This window comes from Enterococcus sp. AZ128, assembly GCF_051714485.1.
GTDB lineage: Bacteria > Bacillota > Bacilli > Lactobacillales > Enterococcaceae > Enterococcus_A.
The window spans coordinates 2,130,083-2,154,136 of sequence record NZ_JBIORZ010000001.1 but is presented as its reverse complement, the minus strand read 5'-3'; the positions used below and the strand labels follow the sequence as shown (position 1 = coordinate 2,154,136).

Sequence of the window (24,054 nt, the reverse complement as noted above, 5' to 3'; positions counted from 1 at the left end):
TTTGCCTCATTAAGCGTAAAATGTTGGGCAAGGAGGCGTTTTTTTATGTCAAAAATTACGAATGAACGAACTCAAGCTTTTCGAAAAGCTTTTGAAAAAAATTCTAAGCAAATTGCATTGCAACGAAGCGTGGTTAAAAATGGTATTCGGGCCTCAGCAGAAAATATGCAGACGCATGTTAAAAATACTCCGGTTTTCTCAATTGACCTTGCAACTGGAAAAGTAGCTAATCAAAAGCAATCCGGGCGCTGCTGGATGTTTGCAGCATTGAATACCTTTCGTCATAAACTATTGACGACATTTCAGTTGAAAGACTTTGAACTTTCACAAAACTATACTTTCTTTTGGGATAAATACGAAAAAGCGAATTATTTCTACGAAAATATTTTGAATACAGCAGAACAGTCTGTGACGAGTCGTGAAGTAGCGTTTCTTTTGCAGACGCCACAACAAGATGGCGGACAATGGGACATGATTGTTTCACTTTTCCAAAAATATGGAGTTGTCCCAAAAAGCGTGATGCCGGAAAGCAGCAATAGTTCAAATTCACGCGACTTAAATAATTACCTGAACAAGTTATTACGCAAACATGCGACCTTGCTACGACAAATGGTAGCGGAAGATGCGACACAGGAAGAAATTCAAGCGAATCGTGAAGCGATGTTGCAAGAGGTTTACAATCTTTTGGCGATTTCATTGGGGACGCCACCTGCAGTTTTTGATTTCGAATATCGTGATGACGAAAAGAAGTATCATTTGGATCAAGGTTTAACGCCTCAAAGCTTTTACGCCAAATATGTAGGTGTAGATTTGGATGATTATGTTAGTATTATCAATGCTCCTACCGAAGATAAACCATTTATGAAGTCCTATACTGTTGATATGTTAGGCAATGTGGTCGATGGGAAACAAGTAAAATATTTGAATCTTAAAATGGATGATTTTAAAGTGTTAGCAATCAAACAGTTAGAACAAGGTGAATCAGTTTGGTTTGGCTGTGATGTCGGTCAATCGTCAACGCGCGATAGTGGTATTATGGCGTTAGATGCTTATGATGTAGAAGATTTGTTTGATGTCGATTTATCGATGACTAAGGCAGAACGTTTAGATTATGGTGAAAGCTTAATGACACATGCAATGGTACTAACAGGTGTGGATCTGATTAACGGCCAAGCCAAAAAATGGAAGGTTGAAAATAGTTGGGGCGAAAAAGTCGGTGAGAAGGGCTTTTTTGTAATGAGTGACGAATGGATGGATGAGTACACGTATCAAATCGTTGTTCGTAAGGAATTTTTAACACCGGAACAATTAGCTGCTTTTGAAGCAGAACCAACTGTCTTAGCACCGTGGGACCCAATGGGTGCATTAGCATAATAGTGAGAGACCTGATTCAAGAATTCTTCTTGCTTCAGGTCTCTTTCTTTATTTATAAAAGAAAGCAGTTGGTAGTATGAGAACAATCGTTTCATCAATTATTAATTCGGCTATGAAAAAGCGTTTTCTTTTTTGATGTGCTATACTTTTAGCAAAAAGGAGGTTGGTTGAATGTCTAAACATTTAGCTGTTCGGCATGCTGAAAACATACGGGAATTGGGTGGTTATGAAACAAAAGACGGGAAAAAAGTTGCTCATCGTAAATTGATTCGTTCTGCTAGCATAAACCATTTAGATGCGCAAGATAAACACTATTTAAGCGAATATGGTATCAAAAAGGTTGTGGATTTTCGTTCGCTTGAGGAAAGGACTGCCCAACCTGATCAAGCGATACCGAAAGCAACGAATATTTTTTTACCGATTTTTCCACTCGAGGAGACTGAGACGGCATCGGCTTCACCGAAAAAAATGATGCAGCGAATGCAGGACGGCGAGAATGCTTTGCAGCAGATGGTCGAAGTCTATAAGCATTTCGTAACGGATCAGCACATTCGCGGACAATATCGAAAATTCTTTGATTTAGTGCTGGATAATTATGAGGAAAATCAAAGTTTGCTGTTTCACTGTACAGCGGGGAAAGATCGAACTGGGTTTGCGGCGATCCTGCTATTAAATTGTCTAGGTGTGGCTAGCGATACGATCGTGGAAGATTATCTGGCTACGAATCGCTATTTGAAGAAGGTTGTTCAGGAGATGTATAAAAAGGCTGAGCTTGCAGGTGTGCCAGCTGAGTCGTTACATGGAATCGAAGACATGATGTCTGCCAAAGAAGTCTATCTACAAACCAGTTTTGAGGAAATCAAAGAAAATTATGGAACAGTCGAACAATTCATTCATGATGGAATTGGTATATCCTCTCACGAAATCAAAGATCTGCAAAAAATCTATTTGTTATAAGGAGCTGACGAAATGGATGAATTGCTGAATTATTTAAACATGCAATCGAAAGTAATACCGATCGGCGGCGGTGATATAAATCAGGCATATCGTGTGAATGATGGAAAACAAGCTTACTTTTTAAAATACCATCCGCAAATGTCGGCTGATTTTTTTCAAGCTGAGGTTGATGGTTTATCCGAATTGGGAAATGCAGTGCGAGTCCCCGAAGTATATCAACACGGAAGCTATGCGAATGCAGCGTATCTTTTGATGGAATGGATCGAGCCTGGAGAAGGGGATCAAAAAGATTTAGCTAACGAACTCAGCAAACTGCATGAGATCAAAGCAATTAAATTTGGTTATAAAAGAAATAATTTTATGGGACTATTGCCGCAGATTAATCCGCATTCGGCTGATTGGTGGGACTTTTATTTCACCAATCGATTAGAGGTTCAAATCAAAATTGCTAATGGCAGAAATCATTGGACGGATCGACGAGAAAAAAATTATCAGTTATTTAAAGATTGGGTTTACCAAAAATGGGGTACAATGTCTTTTGAACCAACTTTGTTGCATGGTGATTTTTGGAGCGGCAATACCTTCTTCGATACACAAGGACAGCCGGTGTTTATTGATCCGGCCGTTTCCTATGGGCATCGAGAAATGGATATTGCTATGTCGCAGCTCTTTGGGGGATTTCGTCAAGAGTTTATCGATAGCTATCAAGAAATTTTACCAATGCGTGAGGGTTGGCAAGACCGACTAGCGATCTATCAATTCTACTATCTGCTTGTTCACCTGAATATGTTTGGAGAAAATTACGGAGAAGCAGTAGATCGTGTCTTAGCTTTAGGGGGAAAATAATTGGGAAAAAGATACACCATCAACCACGAAGTCGCATACTATGAGTGCGATATCAATCAGAACATGACGTTTCCTGCATTGTTGAGTGTGGCTATCAAAGCATCGTCCGATCAAAGTGACGAAATGGAGCGGGGAACAGAGTATATTAACACGTTAGGCATTACTTGGGTAATCACTCAAACGGAAGTAACGATCAAACGTTTGCCGCAGGTTGGCGAGAAGATTACAATCGTGACCGAACCGACGGAGTTCAATCGTTATTTTTGTTACCGAAGCTATTGGGTTTATGATGCGAATGAAACCGAGCTGCTGAAAATCGATATGTCCTTCGTATTAATGGACATTGAAAACCGAAAAATGAGTAGTGTTGATGCCAAACTGATGGCTCCATACGAATCACCGCAGGTTAAAAAAATTCGCCGCTGGCCGAAGATTGAAAAAGTCGAGAGAGATCAAAGAAAATTGTATCATGTACGATACTATGATTTAGATAGTAACCATCACGTGAACAATGCGATGTATTTTAACTGGTTAATCGATGTGCTAGGCTATGACTTTATGACAAAGTACGATCCAACTTATGTCAATGTTAAGTTTGACAAAGAAGTTTTGTACGGCAATGATATCGAAAGTTTTTATGAAATCATTGAAGAAGAGGAAGTTAAAACCCGGCATGAGATTCGTCTAGGTGATCAACTTGCATGTGAAGCGAATATATTATGGCAAAAAAGAAGTTAAATCGATAATCTCGATTTAACTTCTTTTTTTTATTAACGACTTCAGTCAGTTTCGCTCGCGATAGCGAGTGAAACAAAAAAACCGCGCGTTTCTACGCGTGGACGAAAAAGCTTTAGCGTTAAAAACTCCTTTCGATATACTAATAAGTGGCTACCAACCGCTCATTTTATCGAAAGGAGTTTTTTCATGTCATCAAATGACGACAAAAGTTTATCACATACAAGATGGAATTGTAAGTACCACATCGTGTTCACTCCAAAATATAGAAGGAAAGTAATCTATGGAGAATTGAGAAAGGATATCGGAAGGATTTTGCGCAAGCTCTGTGAAATGAAAGAAGTAGAAATCATCGAAGCTCATGCAATGCCAGATCATATTCATATGTTAGTAAGAATTCCACCCAAAATAAGCATTTCCTACTTCATGGGATTTTTAAAAGGGAGAAGCGCGACACCGATCCATGAACAGCATGGAAACTTAGTCTATAAATATGGGAATAAAAGTTTCTGGTCAAAAGGGTATTACGTAAGTACAGTGGGTTTGAATCAGAAAACAATCGCAAAATATATACGAGAACAGGAATCAGATGATCGTATTCGAGATAGTATAAGTAAACGAGAATACGTTGATCCGTTCAAGAGTAAGAAAAAGAAATAAAGTAGCGAGCGACGAGCGGTTGGCGGTCTTTTAGAAAGCTCCATTTATGGAGTATGTGAGCGGGGACCTCTTCTAGAGGTGTTAAAAAGCCACCCGTTTTCACGGGTGGATGGGTTACTCCTCCATGAATTGTTTCAATTTTTCTTTTGATAAATGGGCATTTAAGGCGATCAATAATTTTAACCGGGCCTTTTGACTGTTGATGCCGTTACAAAAAATTACCCCATGTTGTGCTAGTTCCACACCGCCGCCATGATAATCATAAACAGGTTCCGCGATACCGTTGAAACAACGAGAAACTAAAACGATCGGCAACCCTTTTTCTAATAAATGATAAACAGGTGGCAATGTTTGCGGTGGTAGATTCCCAGCTCCTAACGCCTCAACTACGAGACCATCAACGGTAATCGCTTGATCAAGAATATCAAAGAAATCCGCCTGCATTCCAGCAAAAACTTTAACGATTGGAATCATGGCATCAAAATTATCGATGTCATAGCGAGTCGTTTCAGGCAGTTCCTGCTTGAAAAGAATTTTGGATTTTGTGACCAGTCCGATTGGTCCTAAAGTTGGTGTTCGAAACGTGGCCACATTGGTTGTATGTGTCTTTGTTACGTAACGTGCACTATGTACCTCATCATTCATAACAACAAGAACCCCTTTCTTGACTGCGTTTTCTGATGCTGCCACCCGAATGGCACATTCAAAATTGTAGAGGCCGTCGCTGCCTAACTCATTGATAGAGCGCATTGCACCTGTCAGGATAATCGGCATTAAATCACCAATCGTCATTTCAAGAAAATAAGCCGTTTCTTCCAAGGTATCCGTTCCGTGGGTAATGACTACGCTGTCGATATCCTCACTTTTCGCTGCTTTAATTCGTTCCTTTAGTCGGAACATTGTCTCAACAGTGATGTGAGGCGAAGGAAGGTTAGAAAAATCTTCCACGATTAATTCAATATCAGCAGGCAGGCGCAATTCTTGTCCTGCTGCTAGTAAAGGATTTTTTTTATCAGGCCGCACAGCACCATCAGCATCTTGACTCATCGATATTGTTCCGCCTGTATGTAAAATCAAAATCCGATTCATCTTCATTACTCCATTCATTAATAGCGCATTATCGCTAATTTTTTGCTATGTTTATTGTATACTATGAAACAAGGGGAGGCTAGGATACTATGATTCGAATTGGATTAACTTCTTTTAATGAACACAGTAGTTTGACCGGTAAGAAGACGTCTACTTTGTATGAGTATGCTGGCTACTTACCATTGGTGGAGCTTGATACGAATTATTACGGTATCACAAAAAAGAGTTCTGTTGAGAATTGGCTGACGCAAGTTCCAGAAGAGTTCCGTTTTGTAGTCAAAATGTATGCAGGATTTACAGGGCAAGCTAAATGGCAGGATAGTTATCCTTCCATAGCTGCGATGCAGGAGCATTTTCTAGAAACATTGAAACCGATGATCGAAAGTGGAAAGTTATTTTGCTTTTTAGCTCAATTTCCGGCACAATTTAAGTGTACAAAAGAAAATGTTGCTTATTTAGAAACACTGCGAGGGTTGTTTCCTAATTTACCTGTGGCGGTAGAACTGCGAGATTACAGCTGGTACGCAAAAGAGTTTGTGGAAAAGACGAAGCAATTGATGAAATCATTGGATTTTAGTTTGGTGATGGTTGATGAACCACAATTGCCGGATACGGTTCCATTAGACAGCACGGTTACGAATGCAGGTTTTAGTTTATTCCGTTTCCACGGAAGGAATCAAGCTTACTGGAATGATCGAACTGGTGATTGGCGCAAGAAGCGTACGTTGTATCGTTATAATGAAGCTGAGTTAAAGGCTCTAGGCGATAAAATTCAGCAAGCAGCGAAAGAATCTGCTGAAGTTGGTGTCATTTTTAATAATAATTCCGGCGGAGATGCCGCTGACAATGCTATGCAATTGAAAAGAATCTTACAATTGGATTATGCAGGATTGAATCCAAGTCAAATCGATTTATTTTAAACGAGGGAGTGCCATGATAAAAGCTATTTTTTTTGATATAGACGGAACTTTAATTACTGGTGATTCAAAGGTACTGGATAGCACACGAGAAGCGATTCGTTCAGCTCAAGATCAAGGGATTTTTTGTGGAATCGCAACTGGTCGAGGTCCGGTAAAAATCGAAGAACGGATTGAACAAATGCCTTTGGATGTTTATGTAATGTATAACGGACAATTGGTTTATACGAAAGAAAAAGATATCTACCAGCGTCCCTTTTCTAATGAGACATTGCAACGAATTGTAAGTTTTGCAGACGATGAACACCGTCAAATTATTTTTGGCGGACGTTACCGTGTGGATGGAAGTCATTTAATGAAATGGTCGCAAAATTCGTTGCTAAAAAAAATTGCTGGTTGGATGCCTAGATGGTTTCCTGTGAGATCGGCGCGAAGATTGTTGCAGTCGTTTAGCCCGAACCGAGAAAAAGGCAGGTATAAAAAACTTCCGATTTTGCAAGAACCGATTTATCAGTGTGTACTTTTCAGTGCAGAAACAGAAGAGCGACGCTTACAGGAACTGTTGCCAGATTGCTCTTTCCAACGTTCCAATCCCTACTCTGTAGATATTGTTCCTAAGAATGGTTCGAAATATCATGGTATTTTGGAGTTTACTAAAGCTGCTGGAATTGAACCAGCAGAGGTAATGGCTTTTGGTGATCATTATAATGATATCGAGATGATTCAAAAGGTTGGTATTGGTGTAGCGATGGGGAATGGACTGTCAGAAGTAAAAGAGCAGGCGGACTATGTTACTGCAACAAATGAAAACGATGGCATCTATCAAGCGTTAAAACACTTTGGAATAATCTAGGTACTTAGTTAAAACTTACGCGTTGAGTGAGAAGTGGATAGGAGATACCACTATAATAATAATCAATGAGCACATCTATTTATGAGGAGTAGGAATATAATGGACGAACTATATCAATTGGCGAAAGAGTTTCATGAGACGTTTGCACCGGCGCCCCCTAAAATACCCCAGGCCTTTTCTCGTGAACGAGGAAGTTTTCGAGCAGGCTTTAAAGTGGAAGAAATCGTGGAGTTTTTATATGGTGCAGCCGAAGGCGATGAGGCAGAATTTAACGATTTAATTGAGACGCTTCATCAAAACGTTGAGCAAGCCAAAGAAAAAGTTTTGACAAAAGCAGAAGTAGTGAAGGATCCGTTGATTGCAGAAGTTGACGCGTTGGCAGACCTGCTTTATTTCACCTATGGATCATTTGCTTTAATCGGTGTAGATCCTAAACCAGTTTTTGAGATTGTTCATCGTGCCAATATGGGGAAACTTTTTCCTGATGGCAAGCCACGTTACCATCCGATAACGAATAAAGTTATGAAGCCGGATGATTGGCAGGAAAAATATGCTCCAGAACCCTTAATCAAAATTGAACTGGATAGACAAAAAGGAAAAGCCGAATAGGAACGGCTTTTCCTTCTTTATTAATCAAAAAAAGTGTAATAAAGCGAACGTACGGCTAAACGTTCCTGTTCACTGCGAATAGCAAAAATAATGCTACGCTCATCGGCTCCTTGGGAAATCATTCGTAAGTTAACATTCTTGCGTGCTAGAGCAGCGGTACTGTCAGATGTCGTACCAGGCCGCTCGCGCATGCCTTCACCAACCAGTGCAACGACTGACAAACCATGTTCAATTGACAACTGATCAGGTTGAATTTTTTCCTCGATTTGTTTCATTAGTTCTGCTTCAATATCGCGTGTTAATTGTCGTTCTCTCAAAATGATCGAGATATCGTCAATTCCTGACGGCATATGTTCAAAACCAATATCCAGATCTTCAATAATTTGCAAGATTCGTCGAACGATACCAACTTCGCGGTTCAGTAAATATTTACCGATGGTTATGCCGCAGAATCCGCCATCACTGGCAACCCCCACGACTTCATTGCGTGTCTCATCATCAAAGGATTTTTTAATCAGAGTCCCTTGGCACTCAGGATTATTGGTGTTTTTGATGATAACCGGTATCTGCGCTTTAAAAGCAGGCATCAATGCTTCATCATGGAATACAGTAAATCCAGCATAAGTTAATTCACGAATCTCACGATAAGTAGCATATTCAATCAGTTCAGGATCGTGAATATATTTTGGACTAGCGGCAAATATACCGTCTACATCAGTAAAGTTTTCATATAGGTCAACTTTTAGACCAGCTGCGACGATCGAACCGGTAATGTCTGAACCCCCACGAGAAAACGTACAGAGGTGTCCATCTTTAGTGTAGCCAAAGAAGCCAGGGATAATCAAAATTTCTTTTGAATTATGCCATTGATAGATCTTTTCATAGGATTCTTCTAATATCCGCGCATTTTGCGGTTCATTGGAAACCGTAATACCTAATTCCTTTGGATTAATGTAGCGAGCATTAACCCCTTCCTTTTGAAAACAAGCAGCAACTAATTGCGCATTTAAATTTTCTCCACTAGCTAAAAAGCTGTCTAATGCATAAGCGTTCGTTTCGTCGTATTCCTCTTGTAGTTGACGAAGTTCAGCACTGAATTTTTTTTCAATATCATCATCGACGTGGAACACTGCCGCAATTTCAGTGTAGCGAGCGACTATCTCACGAATCAATTCCTCAGTCTCATTTTTATATACAACAGCATTATAAAATTGAATCAATAAGTCGGTGACCTTTTTGTCTTTATTGGTTCGTTTTCCTGGAGCAGAAACCACCACGAAACGACGAGTTATGTCGTCAGTAACGATCGATAAGACTTTTTTTAGCTGTTCAGCTGAAGCTACAGAGCTTCCGCCAAATTTAATCACTTTCACTTTAATCACCTCTTATTTTAATGTGGCTTTAATATTATCTGAAAAGTGGCACAATTTCAAGGGGCTTTAACGCTTTCGCGAATAGAAATTTTTATAAAATTACATTTTTCTTAAATTTATAGCAATTGAAGCAGTCGGAAAAAAATGCTAGTATGAAGAGTGACTGTGCGGTAAACATTTAGGAACGAATTAGAAACTAGCTAGTGAAGAGAAAAGTCTTTTGTGTTATAATCTACGTTAGATGTTTTCGCCAAAAACAGGAAAATAAGAACCATTAAATAAATTGAATCTTGATAGTTGAAAGGAAAATCATACATGGGAAGTAATGTAATCATAGGGATCGTTATCGGTTTGGTCATTTTGGCCGCCGCTTTATACTTGATTGGTTATCTGATGAAGAAAAAAAATCAAGAGCGCTTAAAAGAACTTGATAAAAGGAAAGAAGCGTTATTCGATCTTCCTGTCGTCGAAGAAGTCGATGAAGTGAAGAAAATGCACCTTGTCGGACAAAGTCAGAATACTTTCCGTGAATGGAATCAAAAATGGACAGATGTTTCAACAAAGTCTTTTGCTGAACTAGAAAGTCAAATTTTTGAGGTTGAGAGTCAAAATGAAACCTTCCGTTTCATGAAGGGCAAATCAGCGATTGAAAGTGCTGAACGTACAATGACTGAGATGGAAGAAGAAGTTGAAGGCATTCGTGCTGGCTTAAAGGAATTGCGTGAGACAGAAGAACGGAACTCATTAGCTGTCCAACAAGCTTTAGATGTATTTGAAGAACTGAAGAAGGATATGAAAGAAAAGAAAGACAATTTTGGACCTGCTTTACCAGAAATTCAAAAACAGGTGAAAAATGTTGAAATCGAGTTTACACAATTTGTAACCTTGAATACTTCTGGAGATCCGATTGAAGCGCGCGAAGTTTTGGATGATGCTGAAAAGCACACCTATGAAGTTCAAGCGACGATGCAAAAAGTTCCAGTAATCTATGAAGATTTAGAAAAGACATTTCCAAGTCAAATTGATGAGTTAGAGAAAACATACAAAAAAATGATGGCAGACAATTTTGTATTGCCGGCAGACGATTTTGAAGAACGTTTAGATAAAGTGAAGAAACATGTGGAACGTTCATTAGAAGATCTAGAGAAGATCGAATTGAGCACGGTTGAGACGTCTAATAAAGAAACGGCTGAATTAATTGATGATCTTTATGCCGTATTAGAAAAAGAATTCGATGCGAAAAAATATGTTTTGACTAACCGTAAGACGATCGGTGAATATATCACTCACGCTTCTCACAACAATCATCAACTGATGGTGGAATTGGATCATACGTCTCAAAGTTATGCTTTGAATAATAATGAATTGGGACGTGCACGCGGCTTCCAAACAGAGATCGAGGAATTAGAACGTCGGAATCGCAATATGGAACCTCAAATCGATAAGCATGAACTACCATATTCAGAAGTTCAGGTTTTTTATAAAGATGCTTTTAAAGTCTTAGATGATATCGAAACAAAACAAGTTGAGATAGATGACGATCTACACGATTTACGTAAAGGTGAAAAAGAAGCTTCTGGGAAAATTGAAAAATATGAATTCCGTCTACGCAATTTAAAACGTTATGTGGAACAACAGCGTCTACCTGGGTTACCAGGAGATTACTTGGAATTCTTCTTCGTAGCAACTGATCGAGTGGAAGAGTTAAGTAAATCATTGAACAAGATTCGCATCAATATGCAGGACATTAATAAATTAGTTAGTCTTTGTGATGAAGACATGGAGATGCTAGACCAAAAGACTTATGATTTAGTTGATGCGGCGGCCTTAACAGAGCAAATGATGCAATATGCAAATCGTTACCGTCACACGCATCCTGAAATCAAGAGTGCCATTGAAAATAGTTTAGAACTGTTCAATAAAGAATACCGGTATCAAGATGCATTGGATGAGATTGGGACATCATTAGAACGCGTTGAACCAGGTGCATTCAAACGAATCGAAGATTTCTATTTCAACAATCGAGATTTAGTATAAGCTGAGCGATATGCTCAGCTTTTTTTGTTGGTCTTTGTTTTTGGGCAAGTTTATGACTTTAAGATCAAACTGTTTAATTAAGCATAGGTATGAAAATAAGTTGTTCTTCACTAGGAAGTGAATGGTGAGAGTTTATGAAACTCTTCTTATTTGTAACGAATACTTGAAGACTTGCAACATTATCGCTATAATAGGAAAGAATTTTTGAAGGAAGGTCATAGAATGATTTATTTTGATAATAGTGCGACAACCGCAATTTATCCGTCAGCACTTGATACATATGTAAAAACGAGTCAGCGCATCATGGGGAACCCTTCCAGTTTGCATGGATTGGGTACTCAAGCGAACCGATTGCTGCAACAAGCGCGCAAACAGATCGCTGAATTTCTGAACGTTCAAAGCAATGAAATTTATTTCACTAGCGGAGGCACAGAAGGTGATAATTGGGTAATAAAGGGCACAGCAATTGCTAAGCGAGAATATGGAAACCATATCATTATTTCTAGTGTAGAACACCCGGCCGTTAGTCGTACAGCAGGTCAATTAAGAGAACTGGGATATGAAGTAAGTATTGCTCCTGTTGATAAAAATGGTTTTTTACAATTAGATAAATTTACTGAGTTGATTCGACCTGAAACAATTTTGGTTTCTGTTATGGGAGTCAATAATGAAGTGGGCGCAATCCAACCAATTGAGGCTATCAGCAGCGCTTTGGAAAAATACCCAACAATCCATTTTCATGTGGATGCTGTACAAGCGGTCGGAAAAGTTGATCAAACAAAGTGGTTAACACCGCGAGTTGATTTTGCGACTTTTTCTGCTCATAAATTTCATGGACCACGAGGTGTCGGATTTATTTATTGGAAAGCCGGGAGAAAACTAGCACCATTATTAAATGGCGGTGGACAAGAAAGCGGACAACGTGCAACAACGGAAAATCTTCCTGCTATCGTAGCCATGAGTCGTGCTTTACGAATGCATCTTGAGGAAAGAACGGAGCGCCCAAACCATACAGCTGTTATTCGTCAATATTTGAAAGAGGCTCTAGCTAGTTATGATAAGGTGACGATTTTTTCAGGAGACCATAATTTTGCGCCCCACATTTTAACTTTTGGAATCAAAGGAGTTCGCGGAGAAGTTTTGGTTCATGCATTGGAAGAAAAACAGATATTTGTTTCAACTACGAGTGCTTGTTCTAGTCGTAAAAAGGTTGACAGTTCAACATTACATGCAATGCGTATACCGCATGATATTGCAACAACGGCAGTACGTGTAAGTTTAGATGAGGCCAATACAGTGGCTGAAGCAGAACAATTTATGGTGGTGTTTAATCATCTGTATGAAAAATTTTCGAAGATTAACTAAAGAGAATGAAATAGCATATAAGGAGAATGATCGTGCAATATACTGAAATTATGGTGCGTTATGGGGAGTTATCAACAAAAGGTAAGAATCGTCGAAGCTTCATCATGCGACTAGCACAGAATGTACGTGGTGCATTGGTGAAATTTCCGAACCTGAAGATCCATGCAGATCGAGATCGGATGCATATCTTACTAAATGGTGAAGATAGCCGATTAGTGATACCTAGGTTAGAAAAAGTCTTCGGTATTCAAAACTTTTCGCCTAGTATTCGAGTTGAAAAAAATTTGGATGCTCTAAAACAAATGACACAACAGATTATGGAAGAGATCTATACGGGGAAAGAAACTTTTAAAATCACTGCAAAACGTAGTGATCATAACTTTGAATTAGATAGTCATGGCTTGCAACAATTCTTAGGTGATGCAGTGATAGATGTTTTTCCAGAAATCAAAGCGCAAATGAAACGACCAGATATCAATTTGCGGGTGGAGATTCGTCGTGATAGTGCGTATCTTTCTTACGAGACGATCAAAGGTGCGGGCGGATTGCCGGTAGGTACTAGCGGTCGCGGGATGCTGATGTTGTCTGGCGGGATTGATTCTCCTGTTGCTGGTTACTTAGCTATGAAACGCGGAGTTGAAATTGAAGCGGTACATTTTGCTAGCCCGCCGTATACCAGTGAGCAAGCATTGCAAAAAGCGAAGGATTTAACTGGAAAGTTAACCCCATATGTTGGAGGTATTCAGTTCACAGAAGTACCATTTACAGAAATTCAAGAAGAGATCAAAAAACACAGTCCACAAGGGTATTGGATGACACTGACACGTCGGATGATGTTGCGAATAACGGATGCAATCCGTGAGATGCGCTACGGTTTAGTGATTATCAATGGAGAATCACTGGGACAAGTAGCATCACAAACGTTACACAGCATGGTCGCTATTAATGAAGTAACGACTACACCAATTATTCGTCCAGTCGTGACAATGGATAAAACCGAAATTATCGAATTAGCGGAAAAAATCGATACTTTTGAATTAGCAATTCAGCCGTTTGAAGATTGCTGTACTATTTTTGCTCCTCCTCAACCAAAAACGCGTCCAAAATTGGATAAGGTTTTAGAATTGGAAGAACGTTTTGATATCGATGGCTTAATCGCTCGTTGTTTAGCAGGATTGAAGACGGAAGAAATTATTCCTGCCCAAGCAGAAAAAGACGAAGAATTTGCAGATTTTTTATAATAATTTTTGAGCAGGGAAGAACACTTTCTTGCTCTTTTTTTGGCAAAAGATTGTTATTGCTTTTGAGACATGTTAGAATTATTTATGTGAAGAAATTAACAAAGATCGTTTGACCTGTTCTGCTGTTTTAAATAGTGTATGAACGTGAGAGCGAAATGATTATTGTCAGATAAGCAATAAAAACGAACAAGGAGAACGACCATGGAACGGATAATTCAAAAACCACAACTATCAAAAGCAACAACCAAAAGGCTGTCTTTGTATTTGCGTTGTTTAAAAGGATTGGAAAGAAATGGCGTTACTCGCGTTAAATCGTCTGAATTGAGTAAAATGACCCAAGTCGGATCCGCAACGATTCGTCGTGACTTCTCTCATTTTGGAGAATTAGGTAGAAGCGGTTATGGCTATGATGTTACTGATTTGATCAAGGTTTTTAGCGATATGTTAGAGACAAAGGATGAGAAACGAATTGCATTGATTGGCTGTGGTAATTTAGGACAAGCTCTTCTAAATAATAATTTTCGTCGAAATGAAAATTTAAACATTGTTTGTGCTTTTGATAACGATCCTGAAAAAGTCGGAAGAGAAATTTGTGGCTATCAAGTACATTCGATTGATGAAATGAATGATGTTTTGTCGAAAGAAAAAATTACTGTTGCTATCTCAACGGTTCCAAGTCAAAATGCTCAAGGAGCGATCGATCAAGTGGTTGCTAATGGAATTACTGCGATTTTAAATTTTGCTCCAGATCCGTTGAAAGTACCGGATAATGTTCATGTGCATTATATTGATTTGACTTCAGAATTACAGACATTAATCTACTTTGATGGACAGTAGGACTTTACAAGTTTCTGACTTCATTGTAGAATGATTCAGACGATGATCAAGAGGAGTATATGAGAAGCGAAGTTTTAGAGAGAAGATGCATGGCTGAAACATCTTTACTTTGACTCATAGAAGGTAGCTTGGGAGTTTTGCGATCTAAACTAATTAGAGATGCACGGTGCATGACCGTTATGACATGAATGAGCGGCAGATAAATTTTCTGCAATTTAGGTGGTACCGCGTAATTTACGTCCTAGAACACAACTGTGTTCTGGGACTTTTTTTGTTAGATTTCAGTGTATGATGCAGAAAATCAGAAATTATTACTCGTGCTATTTAACAAAATAATTGTATGAAGATAGAAAAAATTTTTTGAGAAGTTCTCATCAATTCTGAACTAACTGACATAAAACAATAACTATTTAGGAGGAACTTATATGACTGAAAATTTACCAACAAAATTTAATCCGCAAGAAGTTGAAGCTGGTCGTTACCAAAAATGGTTAGACCAAGATTTATTCAAGCCGTCAGAAGATAAACAAGCAAAACCTTATTCTATTGTGATTCCGCCACCAAATGTAACTGGCAAATTACACTTAGGTCATGCATGGGATACGACATTGCAAGACATGATTATCCGACAAAAAAGAATGCAGGGCTTTGATACTTTATGGCTGCCAGGAATGGATCATGCGGGAATCGCCACTCAAGCAAAGGTTGAAGAAAAATTAAGAGAACAAGGGATTTCTCGTTATGATCTTGGGCGTGAAAAATTCGTCGATCAAGTTTGGGAATGGAAAGATGAATATGCTGGGCATATTCGTGAACAATGGGCGAAACTGGGTTTATCACTTGATTATGGGCGAGAACGTTTTACACTAGATGATGGTCTGTCTGACGCTGTTCGCAGGGTATTCGTATCTTTATATGAAAAAGACCTGATTTATCGCGGTGAATATATCATCAATTGGGATCCGCAAGCTAAAACAGCTCTATCAGATATTGAAGTAATCCATAAAGATTTAGAAGGGGCCTTCTATCACGTATCTTACCCGTTAGCTGATGGCAGCGGTGTATTGGAAATTGCGACGACTCGTCCGGAAACAATGTTGGGAGATACAGCGATTGCTGTGCATCCTGATGATGAACGCTATCAGGATTTGATTGGTAAAATGGCGATCTTGCCATTGGTTGATAAAGAGATTCCAATTATTGCCGACAGTTATGTTGATCGTGAATTTGGAACGGGTGCGGTGAAGATTACGCCGGCGCATGATCCCAATGACTTCGAAGTTGGTAATCGTCATGACTTACCACGTGTGAACGTAATGAATGCGGATGGCAGCATGAATGAACTTGCTGGTAAATACGCGGGGATGGATCGTTTCGAAGCACGTAAAGCAATCGTTGCCGACTTAAAAGAAATCGGCCGCTTGATCAACGTTGAAAAAATGGTTCACAGTGTTGGGCATTCGGAAAGAACAGGCGTTGTAGTTGAACCTCGTTTGTCCACACAGTGGTTTGTTAAGATGAAACCACTAGCTGATCAAGCAGTTAAAAACCAAAGTACTGATAACGCGGTAGAATTTTTCCCTTCTCGTTTTGATAATACCTTTATGACATGGATGGGAAATGTTCATGATTGGGTAATCTCTCGTCAATTGTGGTGGGGGCATCGTATTCCTGCTTGGTATCATAAAGAAACTGGTGAAATGTACGTTGGAATGGAAGCTCCAGCGGATAGTGAAAATTGGGAGCAAGATCCAGATGTACTGGATACATGGTTCAGTTCTGCATTATGGCCGTTTTCTACGATGGGCTGGCCGGATGAAGAAAGTGAAGACTACAAACGCTATTTTCCAACAAGCACCTTAGTAACAGGATACGACATCATTTTCTTCTGGGTTAGTCGGATGATTTTCCAAAGTTTGGAATTTACTGATGAACGTCCATTTAAAAATGTTTTGATCCACGGTTTGATTCGTGATGAGCAGGGCCGTAAGATGAGCAAATCACTGGGAAATGGAATTGATCCAATGGATGTCATCGAAAAATATGGTGCTGATGCGCTGCGCTGGTTCCTATCAACTGGTTCAGCACCTGGTCAAGATGTTCGTTTCAGCTATGAAAAAATGGATGCTGCATGGAACTTTATTAATAAAATTTGGAATGCTTCTCGTTTCGTAATCATGAACGTTGAAGATTTTACAGCTGATGATATTGATTTTTCAGGTGATAAAACCGTAGCAGATCGTTGGATATTAACCCGACTAAATGAAACGATTGAAAAAGTGACCAGTCTGTTTGATCAATTTGAATTTGGTGAAGCTGGTCGCCAATTATATAACTTCATGTGGGATGATTTTTGTGATTGGTACATTGAAATGAGTAAAGAGATTCTTTATGGAGAAGATGAAGGCGCGCAACAAACAACTAAGAGTATCTTAGTCCACGTATTAGATCAAACGTTGCGTTTGTTACACCCAATCATGCCGTTTGTGACGGAGGAAATTTGGGCGAAGATCCCTCATAGTGGTGAATCTTTAGTTGTTGCTGATTATCCAGTCATTCGTCCTGAAAATAATGATGAAACGGCTGCAAAAGGGATGGAAGTCTTGAAAGAGTTGATTCGTTCTGTTCGAAATATCCGAGCTGAAGTGAATACCCCGCTTTCAAAACCAATCACCTTACTAATTAAAACCAGTGATTCCAAAGTGGATGAATTCTTGATTGAAAATACCAGTTACATCGAACGCTTCTGTAATCCAGAAGAATTGGTGATTGCAAGTGATATCGTTGCCCCTGATTTGGCAATGTCAGCTGTACTGACTGGTGCGGAAATCTATCTTCCGTTAGCTGGTTTGATTAATATTGAAGAAGAAATCAAGCGGTTAGAAAAAGAATTAGCCAAATGGAGCGGTGAAGTAAAACGCGTTCAAGGAAAATTAGCCAACGAACGTTTCGTAGCGAATGCGCCTGAAAACGTAGTCGCTGAAGAGCGCGCGAAAGAAAAAGACTATTTAGAAAAACAAGCAGCAGTACAGGAACGTATTGAAAACCTGCGAACTATTTCTTAAAAAATGAAAAAATAGGTGCAGCCTGATTAAGGCCGCACCTATTTTTTTTCGAATTCTTTTTAAAATTTACTCGTTTTAGAAAGAATTCATCTGTGTATAGCAATCTTTCTTTGATAAACTTTGCTATACTAGAAACATGAAAAAAAAGATATAAATGAGGCGAGTTATTTTGACGATAGAAGAAGCGATTGCTTGGATTCACAGTCGGAAAAAATTTGGGTCGCGCCCAGGTTTAGATCGTATCCAAGCGTTATTGAATAAAGTAAATAACCCTGAGAAAAAAGTGCCGGTGATTCACATTGCTGGGACGAATGGGAAAGGGTCAACGGTTGCTTATCTACGCAGTATTTTGATGGAAGCCGGAGTAACAGTAGGCAGCTTTACTTCACCTTATATTGAAGAGTTCAATGAGCGGATTGCGATTGATTCAAAATCAATCCCTGATACTGCATTGATTCATTATGTGAAGAAGTATCAGCCAATAGTTGCAATGCTAGATCAAGAACCGACGATCAGCGGTATTACTGAATTTGAAATTTTAACAGCTATTATGCTAGATTATTTCGCTGCAGAAAAAGTTGATGTTGCTGTTGTTGAAGTTGGTTTAGGCGGATTACTTGATTCGACAAATGTTGTGGAACCAATTTTAACCGCAATCACTACTATTGGCTATGATCATATGGAAGTCTTGGGTGATACTCTAAATGAAATTGCTCAGCAAAAAGCAGGGATCATCAAAAAAAATACACCAGTGGTTACAGGAAGAATCTCTAAAGGCCCATTGATCGAAATTGTGGAAAAAGCAGTGATTGAAACAGCAAAAATCTATCGTTACGGAGAAGAGTATCAGGTGGATTATTTGCGCCCCGATGCAACATGGGGCGAGTTATTTAATTTCACTGATTATGCAGGGAAGTTTTCTTCACTTAAAGCCCCATTGCTTGGACGTCATCAAGTAGAGAATGCCGGGGTTGCAATAGAACTGTTCCATCTTTACTGTGAACAACAGGGCTTGCCTTTTGAAGAAAAGACGATCCAAAAAGGCTTGGCGAAAGCTCAATGGCCTGCTCGGATGGAAAAAATCAGTGAGGAACCATTGATTATAATGGACGGTGCGCATAATGGTCATGCCATCAAACGTTTAGTAGAAAATGTGAAACGTGAATTCCATGATTACAATATAAAAATCCTTTTTTCGGCATTAGAAACAAAGGATATAGATCAAATGCTGACGCTGCTCTTAGATATTCCTAATGCGCGTATTTATCTTACGACCTTCGAGTATCCCCAAGCATTGGATCTCAGCCGTTTTGATAAATTAGATAGTCGTTTCGAAGTCGTTTCATTATGGCAATTTGGATTAGGCGAATTGTTAGAAGATATGGGGACGGATGATTTACTGCTAATTACAGGATCACTGTACTTCGTTTCAGAAGTACGTCAATTATTATTAAACTTAGGAGGAACGAATGAAAAAAGTTAAGGGAATTATTTTCGACATGGATGGATTGTTGTTTGATACGGAGTCAATTTATTGTGAGGCGAATTTAATAGCAGCTGATAAGTATGATCTTCCTTTTACCGAAGAAACATATGCACGTTTTATCGGCATCTCGGATGAAGAAGTATGGGGTGAACTGCATAAAATGTATGCGGATCATGGTAAAGAGATTGTACAAAAATTCATCGACGAAAGCTGGGGGATGGCACATAATCGTTTCAAAACTGGTGAAGTAGATTTGAAACCTGGTGTGCATGAGCTGTTGGCTTATTTGGAAGAAAAAGAAATTCCGCGTGTCCTGGCATCTAGTAATGTACGGCCTGTTATTGAGATTCTATTAGAGCATGCGGGAATTCGGGATAAGTTTTCTGATATTATTTCGGCAGAAGACGTGAAATTTGCTAAACCTGATCCAGAGATTTTTGTGATCGCTGCTGATCGACTTGGTATCAGTGGAGCAGATGCTCTTGTATTAGAGGATTCAAAGAATGGAATATTAGCTGCAGAAGGTGCGGGAGTTCCAGTGGTGATGGTACCAGATATTTTAGCGCCAACTGATGAGCTGAAGGAAAAAACAGAAGCTGTATTCCCAACTTTACATGACGTAATTGACTTTTTAGAGGAATAATAAACACTCCTTTGCGTACTTTAATGAAAAGTAGGTAAAGGAGTTTTTATGGAAAAGAGTTTATTATTACAAGAACTGCCAGAAAGTTCATGGCCGCGAGAGCGTTTGTTAAGAGAAGGAGAAAAACATTTATCTGATCAAGAGCTGCTGGCTATTATCCTGCGAAATGGTTCACGTCAGCAAAATGTTATGGATTTGGCGGGAAGTATTTTACGGGAGTATCCAGCACTCTATGATTTGAAACATACTACACTGCAGGAGCTTCAACAATTTAAAGGCATTGGTGAAACACGCGCGATCGAGCTGAAAGCGATGATGGAATTTGGCTATAGAATCAATCGTGCCCTACAGCCAAAAATGGGCAGAATCCAATCAAGCCTTTCTTTGGGCCAACTCCTAATTACTGAATTAAAAGATTGTCAGCAGGAACATTTAGTCGCTTTTTTCTTGAATACTAAAAATGAAATTATTCTGCAGAAAACGATTTTTATAGGTTCTTTGAATCAAAGCATTGCTCATCCACGGGAGATTTTTCGCGAAGCAGTACGAATTAGTGCAGCGCGAGTTGCATTAGGGCATAATCATCCTTCGGGAAATCCCATGCCATCTCAAAATGATTTGGATTTTACTGAACGTGTTAGAGAGTGTGGAGCGATGATGGGAATTGAATTATTAGACCATATAATTGTTGGTGAAACCAAATATTTCAGTTTACGTGAAGAAAATTACTTAAAGTAGCGATTGAAAACCCTTGCGCCTAAGATAAAACCAGTGTTAAACTATTATTGTAATTTTGTTTGAGTTGCGAGTTGGTATACAGATGTTTCCCTTTTCGTCGGCCAGCAATGTTACAATCAATAAGTGCTTAGGCACGAGGAGGATTTTATTCATGGAAAACGGAACAGTAAAATGGTTTAACGCAGAAAAAGGTTTTGGCTTCATCACTCGTGAAGATGGCAGCGATGTATTCGTACATTTCTCAGCTATCCAAGGCGACGGTTTTAAAACATTAGAAGAAGGACAAGCAGTTACTTTCGATGTTGAAGAAAGCGATCGCGGACCTCAAGCAGCTAACGTTAATAAGCAATAAAACGACAAAGCCTTAGAGAAAAATCTCTAAGGCTTTTTTTGTACATTTGTATAACTGCTTTAATAAGGGGCATCACTATGTCTGCTAAAATCAATTAGATTTTAGCAGACATAGTTGCTCTAATTTTCTAAAGAAAATTGGAAGAACTGATCCTCTTCTAAATTATCGATATGATTATCATTATTGACTGCTAATGCGGCTTTACCGATGCAGTATTGCCAGAAAAAATCAAAAAAGAAGGATGTATTCTCTTCAGGTCGAATCGTGGCGAAGAACTCTTTAGTTACTTGCTTGATTAATTGAATCGTATCAGAATCTTGCAAGAAAAAACGATGAAATTCATCTGGATAGTCGGTTGCATAGTTCATGATAGCTGTCGATAGAGCTTGCAATGTTTTTGGTTCTTGGTCTTCTAAAAAGTCTCGGTATTTTACTATGATGCGCTTGGTCAAAACCGATTTCAACTCGGCTAAGTTGGCAAATTCACGATAGATTGGCTGCGTTGAGCAGGCGATGTGTTTTGCGATATTACGAGCATGAAATTTTTTGAACCCTTCATTGATGATCAATTGATAGGCGCCATCAACGATGTGGCTGCGTTGCACGCGTTGTGTTCTTACCATAGTTTATCTTCCTTTATTTTAAATTCAAGAAATTTTAAAATAACTAGTGACAGTTATTGGCTCTTGATAACTATCTTTCATTGTGCAAATAATCCAGTTATTTGTCAATCGGTTTTTTGGTAATTTCAGGAAAATAGTATCTTTTTTTGCAAAAAAATGCTGATTTTTCTGAATGAAATAGAAAAATTTAAGTATCGCAGAAAAATAAAAAAACATCTATCTGGAAATCAGATAGATGTTTTTGCTAGATGTCGGGTGTCATAATCATTGGTAGAATCATTGGATGGCGTTCCGTTTGATCAAATAGGAAAGGCTGCAACGCTGCTACCATAGCATTTTTTAGTTTGGCTTCAGTACAACCGGCTTCATTCAATGCTTCACGTAATGCATGGAATAAGATCCGCTGACCTTCATTGATCATCTCGCCAGATTCTCTCATGTAAACAAATCCACGCGAAAGGATGTCTGGACCAGCTAAAATTTCTTTTTTATCAATATCCACTGTAGCAACAGCGAGTACTAATCCTTCTTCGGAAAGAATTCGACGGTCTCGTAAAACGACATTACCGATGTCTCCGATCCCGCTTCCGTCAACATAAACATCACTAGCATTGAAGTGACCAGCGCGACGAGCACTATCAGCGGTTAATGCAAGCATGTCACCATTTTCCATAATGAAACAATTTTCTTCTGGAACACCTGTATCTTGAGCCAGACCAGTATGTATTTTTAACATACGGAACTCACCATGGATTGGAACAAAATATTTTGGATTCATTAAGCGCAACATCAGTTTTTGTTCTTGCTGGCTGCCGTGACCAGAAGTATGAATGTTGTTAACTTTTCCATGAATAACTTCGGCACCTGCCTCGGAAAGCAAGTTGATTAAATGATTGACGCTAGTCGTATTTCCAGGAATCGGTGAACTTGAGAAAATCACAGTATCATCTGGTTGAATTTGTATCTGGCGATGTGTGCCATTCGCAATTCTGGAAAGAGCCGCCATGGGCTCTCCTTGAGACCCCGTACATAAAATCATCAATTCGTTTGCTGGCAAGTTATTGATTTCGTGAGCATCAACGAATGTACCATCTGGGACAGTAATATACCCTAACTTTTGTCCATTAACGATCGCGTTTTCCATACTTCGGCCAAATACTGCGATTTTTCGTCCAGTTGCGACAGCTGCAGAAGCAGCCTGCTGAAGTCGAGAAATATTAGAGGCAAAGGTTGCGAAAATAATCCGTCCTTCGACTTTTTCCACGATCCGCAAGATCGATTGCCCGATCGTTTGCTCTGATTTTGTAAAAGTCGGTACTTCTGCATTGGTACTATCAGAAAGTAAGCACAATACGCCTTCCTCACCAAGCTTAGCCATACGGTGCAAGTTAGCTGGTTGACCAACTGGAGTAAAGTCAAACTTGAAATCTCCAGTTTCCACGATGTTGCCAGAAGGTGTTTTAACGACAACTCCCAATGGATCTGGAATACTGTGAGTTGTCCGGAAAAAGCTGACCGATGTTTTACGGAAACGAATTACAGAGTCTTCATCGATCTCGTGTAATTCTGCGTCACGTAATAATCCGTGCTCATCCAATTTGTTTTTAATCAATGCCAAAGCTAATGCCCCAGCATAAATCGGAATATTGGCTTGTTTCAATAGATAAGGGACACCACCGATATGATCTTCGTGACCATGTGTGATGACGAGTGCTTTTACCTTATTGATATTTTGGACAACGTAGCTAAAATCGGGAATGACATAATCAATTCCTAATAGATCATCTTCTGGAAATTTTATTCCAGCATCAATGATGATGATCTCATCTTGGAATTGAACCCCATACATATTTTTTCCGATTTCGCCCAATCCACCAATGGCAAAGACACCAGTTTCATTGTTTTTTAGCGAAAGTTTCATGTTAGAACTCCATTAACTTGAAGTCGGCATTTTCTTTTTCGTATTCCAAATGATTGCCTTCTAAAAGTTGGATGTATTCCACGTTATATGGGGTGTTCTCGCGTAATAAGTTGTGAACCATTTCTTCGTTTTCGGCTTCCACATACAATGACTGTGTTTGCTCACGTTTTGGGTTGCGCTCTTTGGTTTCTTGATAATAAACTTTATAAATCATGAATCTATCTCCTTTATTTGCATAATAGCAATTTTTTCCACGACAAAATGAGGGGCGTCCGCCACCTATTTTTTTATGCTCAACGATTAGCTTGTGCTAATGCGCTGAGAAGAAGCCTC

General features: G+C 39.1%; 22 protein-coding genes and 1 other annotated feature. Of the genes, 17 read left to right on the top strand and 5 right to left on the bottom strand.

Going from position 1 to position 24,054, the window contains the following annotated elements; all coding sequences use genetic code 11:
- Positions 1-45 precede the first annotated feature (45 nt).
- From IGI38_RS10595 to tnpA, 5 genes are all read left to right on the top strand, one after another.
- Entirely contained in the window at positions 46-1,374 is a 1,329-nt protein-coding gene (locus IGI38_RS10595; RefSeq protein WP_438729643.1) for an aminopeptidase C, read from the top strand.
- 171 nt (positions 1,375-1,545) lie between these two features.
- Entirely contained in the window at positions 1,546-2,331 is a 786-nt protein-coding gene (locus IGI38_RS10590; RefSeq protein WP_438729641.1) for a tyrosine-protein phosphatase, read from the top strand.
- A gap of 12 nt (positions 2,332-2,343) precedes the next feature.
- Positions 2,344-3,177: a fructosamine kinase family protein gene (locus IGI38_RS10585; protein ID WP_438729638.1), complete on the top strand. Its 834-nt coding sequence runs from the start codon at positions 2,344-2,346 to the stop codon at positions 3,175-3,177.
- Positions 3,178-3,915 carry an acyl-[acyl-carrier-protein] thioesterase gene (locus IGI38_RS10580; RefSeq protein ID WP_438729635.1) on the top strand — a complete coding sequence of 246 codons (738 nt, stop codon included), beginning with the start codon at positions 3,178-3,180 and terminating at the stop codon, positions 3,913-3,915. It begins immediately after the preceding gene.
- Between the two features lie 186 nt (positions 3,916-4,101).
- Entirely contained in the window at positions 4,102-4,572 is a 471-nt protein-coding gene (gene tnpA, locus IGI38_RS10575) for an IS200/IS605 family transposase (RefSeq protein WP_438728548.1), read from the top strand.
- Positions 4,573-4,686: 114 nt separating this feature from the next.
- Here tnpA and IGI38_RS10570 read toward each other — a convergent pair whose 3' ends face one another.
- Positions 4,687-5,661 (bottom strand): asparaginase, encoded by a 975-nt coding sequence (locus IGI38_RS10570; protein WP_438729632.1) that lies wholly within the window; start codon positions 5,659-5,661, stop codon positions 4,687-4,689.
- A gap of 89 nt (positions 5,662-5,750) precedes the next feature.
- Here IGI38_RS10570 and IGI38_RS10565 point away from each other — a divergent pair, with 89 nt between their 5' ends.
- From IGI38_RS10565 to IGI38_RS10555, 3 genes are all read left to right on the top strand, one after another.
- Positions 5,751-6,581 (top strand): DUF72 domain-containing protein, encoded by an 831-nt coding sequence (locus tag IGI38_RS10565; RefSeq protein ID WP_438729630.1) that lies wholly within the window; start codon positions 5,751-5,753, stop codon positions 6,579-6,581.
- 13 nt (positions 6,582-6,594) lie between these two features.
- Positions 6,595-7,431: a Cof-type HAD-IIB family hydrolase gene (locus tag IGI38_RS10560; protein WP_438729627.1), complete on the top strand. Its 837-nt coding sequence runs from the start codon at positions 6,595-6,597 to the stop codon at positions 7,429-7,431.
- Between the two features lie 99 nt (positions 7,432-7,530).
- A complete protein-coding gene (locus IGI38_RS10555; RefSeq protein WP_438729625.1) occupies positions 7,531-8,040 on the top strand; it encodes an HAD family hydrolase in 510 nt (169 codons plus the stop codon).
- 20 nt (positions 8,041-8,060) lie between these two features.
- Here IGI38_RS10555 and IGI38_RS10550 read toward each other — a convergent pair whose 3' ends face one another.
- Positions 8,061-9,413 carry an aspartate kinase gene (locus IGI38_RS10550; RefSeq protein WP_438729622.1) on the bottom strand — a complete coding sequence of 451 codons (1,353 nt, stop codon included), beginning with the start codon at positions 9,411-9,413 and terminating at the stop codon, positions 8,061-8,063.
- 315 nt (positions 9,414-9,728) lie between these two features.
- On the opposite strand from IGI38_RS10550, the gene IGI38_RS10545 reads away from it, so the two are divergent.
- The 9 genes from IGI38_RS10545 (at position 9,729) to IGI38_RS10505 (ending at position 21,177) form a co-directional block, all read left to right on the top strand.
- The gene (locus tag IGI38_RS10545; RefSeq protein ID WP_438729619.1) at positions 9,729-11,450 is read left to right on the top strand and encodes a septation ring formation regulator EzrA; all 1,722 of its coding nucleotides are present in this window, start codon (positions 9,729-9,731) and stop codon (positions 11,448-11,450) included.
- 222 nt (positions 11,451-11,672) lie between these two features.
- Positions 11,673-12,815 carry a cysteine desulfurase family protein gene (locus IGI38_RS10540; protein ID WP_438729616.1) on the top strand — a complete coding sequence of 381 codons (1,143 nt, stop codon included), beginning with the start codon at positions 11,673-11,675 and terminating at the stop codon, positions 12,813-12,815.
- 32 nt (positions 12,816-12,847) lie between these two features.
- Complete coding sequence (gene thiI, locus IGI38_RS10535; RefSeq protein WP_438729613.1) at positions 12,848-14,056, top strand: tRNA uracil 4-sulfurtransferase ThiI; 1,209 nt, start codon at positions 12,848-12,850, stop codon at positions 14,054-14,056.
- A gap of 201 nt (positions 14,057-14,257) precedes the next feature.
- The gene (locus IGI38_RS10530) at positions 14,258-14,893 is read left to right on the top strand and encodes a redox-sensing transcriptional repressor Rex (RefSeq protein ID WP_438729610.1); all 636 of its coding nucleotides are present in this window, start codon (positions 14,258-14,260) and stop codon (positions 14,891-14,893) included.
- Between the two features lie 33 nt (positions 14,894-14,926).
- Positions 14,927-15,140: a binding site (T-box leader), on the top strand.
- Positions 15,141-15,318: 178 nt separating this feature from the next.
- Entirely contained in the window at positions 15,319-17,958 is a 2,640-nt protein-coding gene (locus IGI38_RS10525; protein ID WP_438729607.1) for a valine--tRNA ligase, read from the top strand.
- 154 nt (positions 17,959-18,112) lie between these two features.
- Complete coding sequence (locus IGI38_RS10520; protein ID WP_438729604.1) at positions 18,113-19,441, top strand: bifunctional folylpolyglutamate synthase/dihydrofolate synthase; 1,329 nt, start codon at positions 18,113-18,115, stop codon at positions 19,439-19,441.
- A complete protein-coding gene (locus IGI38_RS10515) occupies positions 19,428-20,087 on the top strand; it encodes an HAD family hydrolase (protein WP_438729601.1) in 660 nt (219 codons plus the stop codon). Before IGI38_RS10520 ends, IGI38_RS10515 begins: the two co-directional genes overlap by 14 nt.
- A gap of 48 nt (positions 20,088-20,135) precedes the next feature.
- Positions 20,136-20,825, top strand: coding sequence for a RadC family protein (radC, locus tag IGI38_RS10510; RefSeq protein ID WP_438729598.1), 690 nt, complete (start codon positions 20,136-20,138; stop codon positions 20,823-20,825).
- Positions 20,826-20,976: 151 nt separating this feature from the next.
- On the top strand, positions 20,977-21,177 hold the full coding sequence (locus IGI38_RS10505; protein WP_010781607.1) for a cold-shock protein: 201 nt from the start codon (positions 20,977-20,979) through the stop codon (positions 21,175-21,177).
- Positions 21,178-21,296: 119 nt separating this feature from the next.
- On the opposite strand, the gene IGI38_RS10500 is transcribed toward IGI38_RS10505, so the two are convergent.
- From IGI38_RS10500 to IGI38_RS10490, 3 genes are all read right to left on the bottom strand, one after another.
- A complete protein-coding gene (locus IGI38_RS10500; protein ID WP_438729595.1) occupies positions 21,297-21,800 on the bottom strand; it encodes a TetR/AcrR family transcriptional regulator in 504 nt (167 codons plus the stop codon).
- A gap of 244 nt (positions 21,801-22,044) precedes the next feature.
- The gene (gene rnjA / locus IGI38_RS10495) at positions 22,045-23,721 is read right to left on the bottom strand and encodes a ribonuclease J1 (RefSeq protein ID WP_438729592.1); all 1,677 of its coding nucleotides are present in this window, start codon (positions 23,719-23,721) and stop codon (positions 22,045-22,047) included.
- 1 nt (position 23,722) lies between these two features.
- On the bottom strand, positions 23,723-23,935 hold the full coding sequence (locus IGI38_RS10490) for a DNA-directed RNA polymerase subunit epsilon (RefSeq protein WP_010746765.1): 213 nt from the start codon (positions 23,933-23,935) through the stop codon (positions 23,723-23,725).
- Positions 23,936-24,054 lie beyond the last annotated feature (119 nt).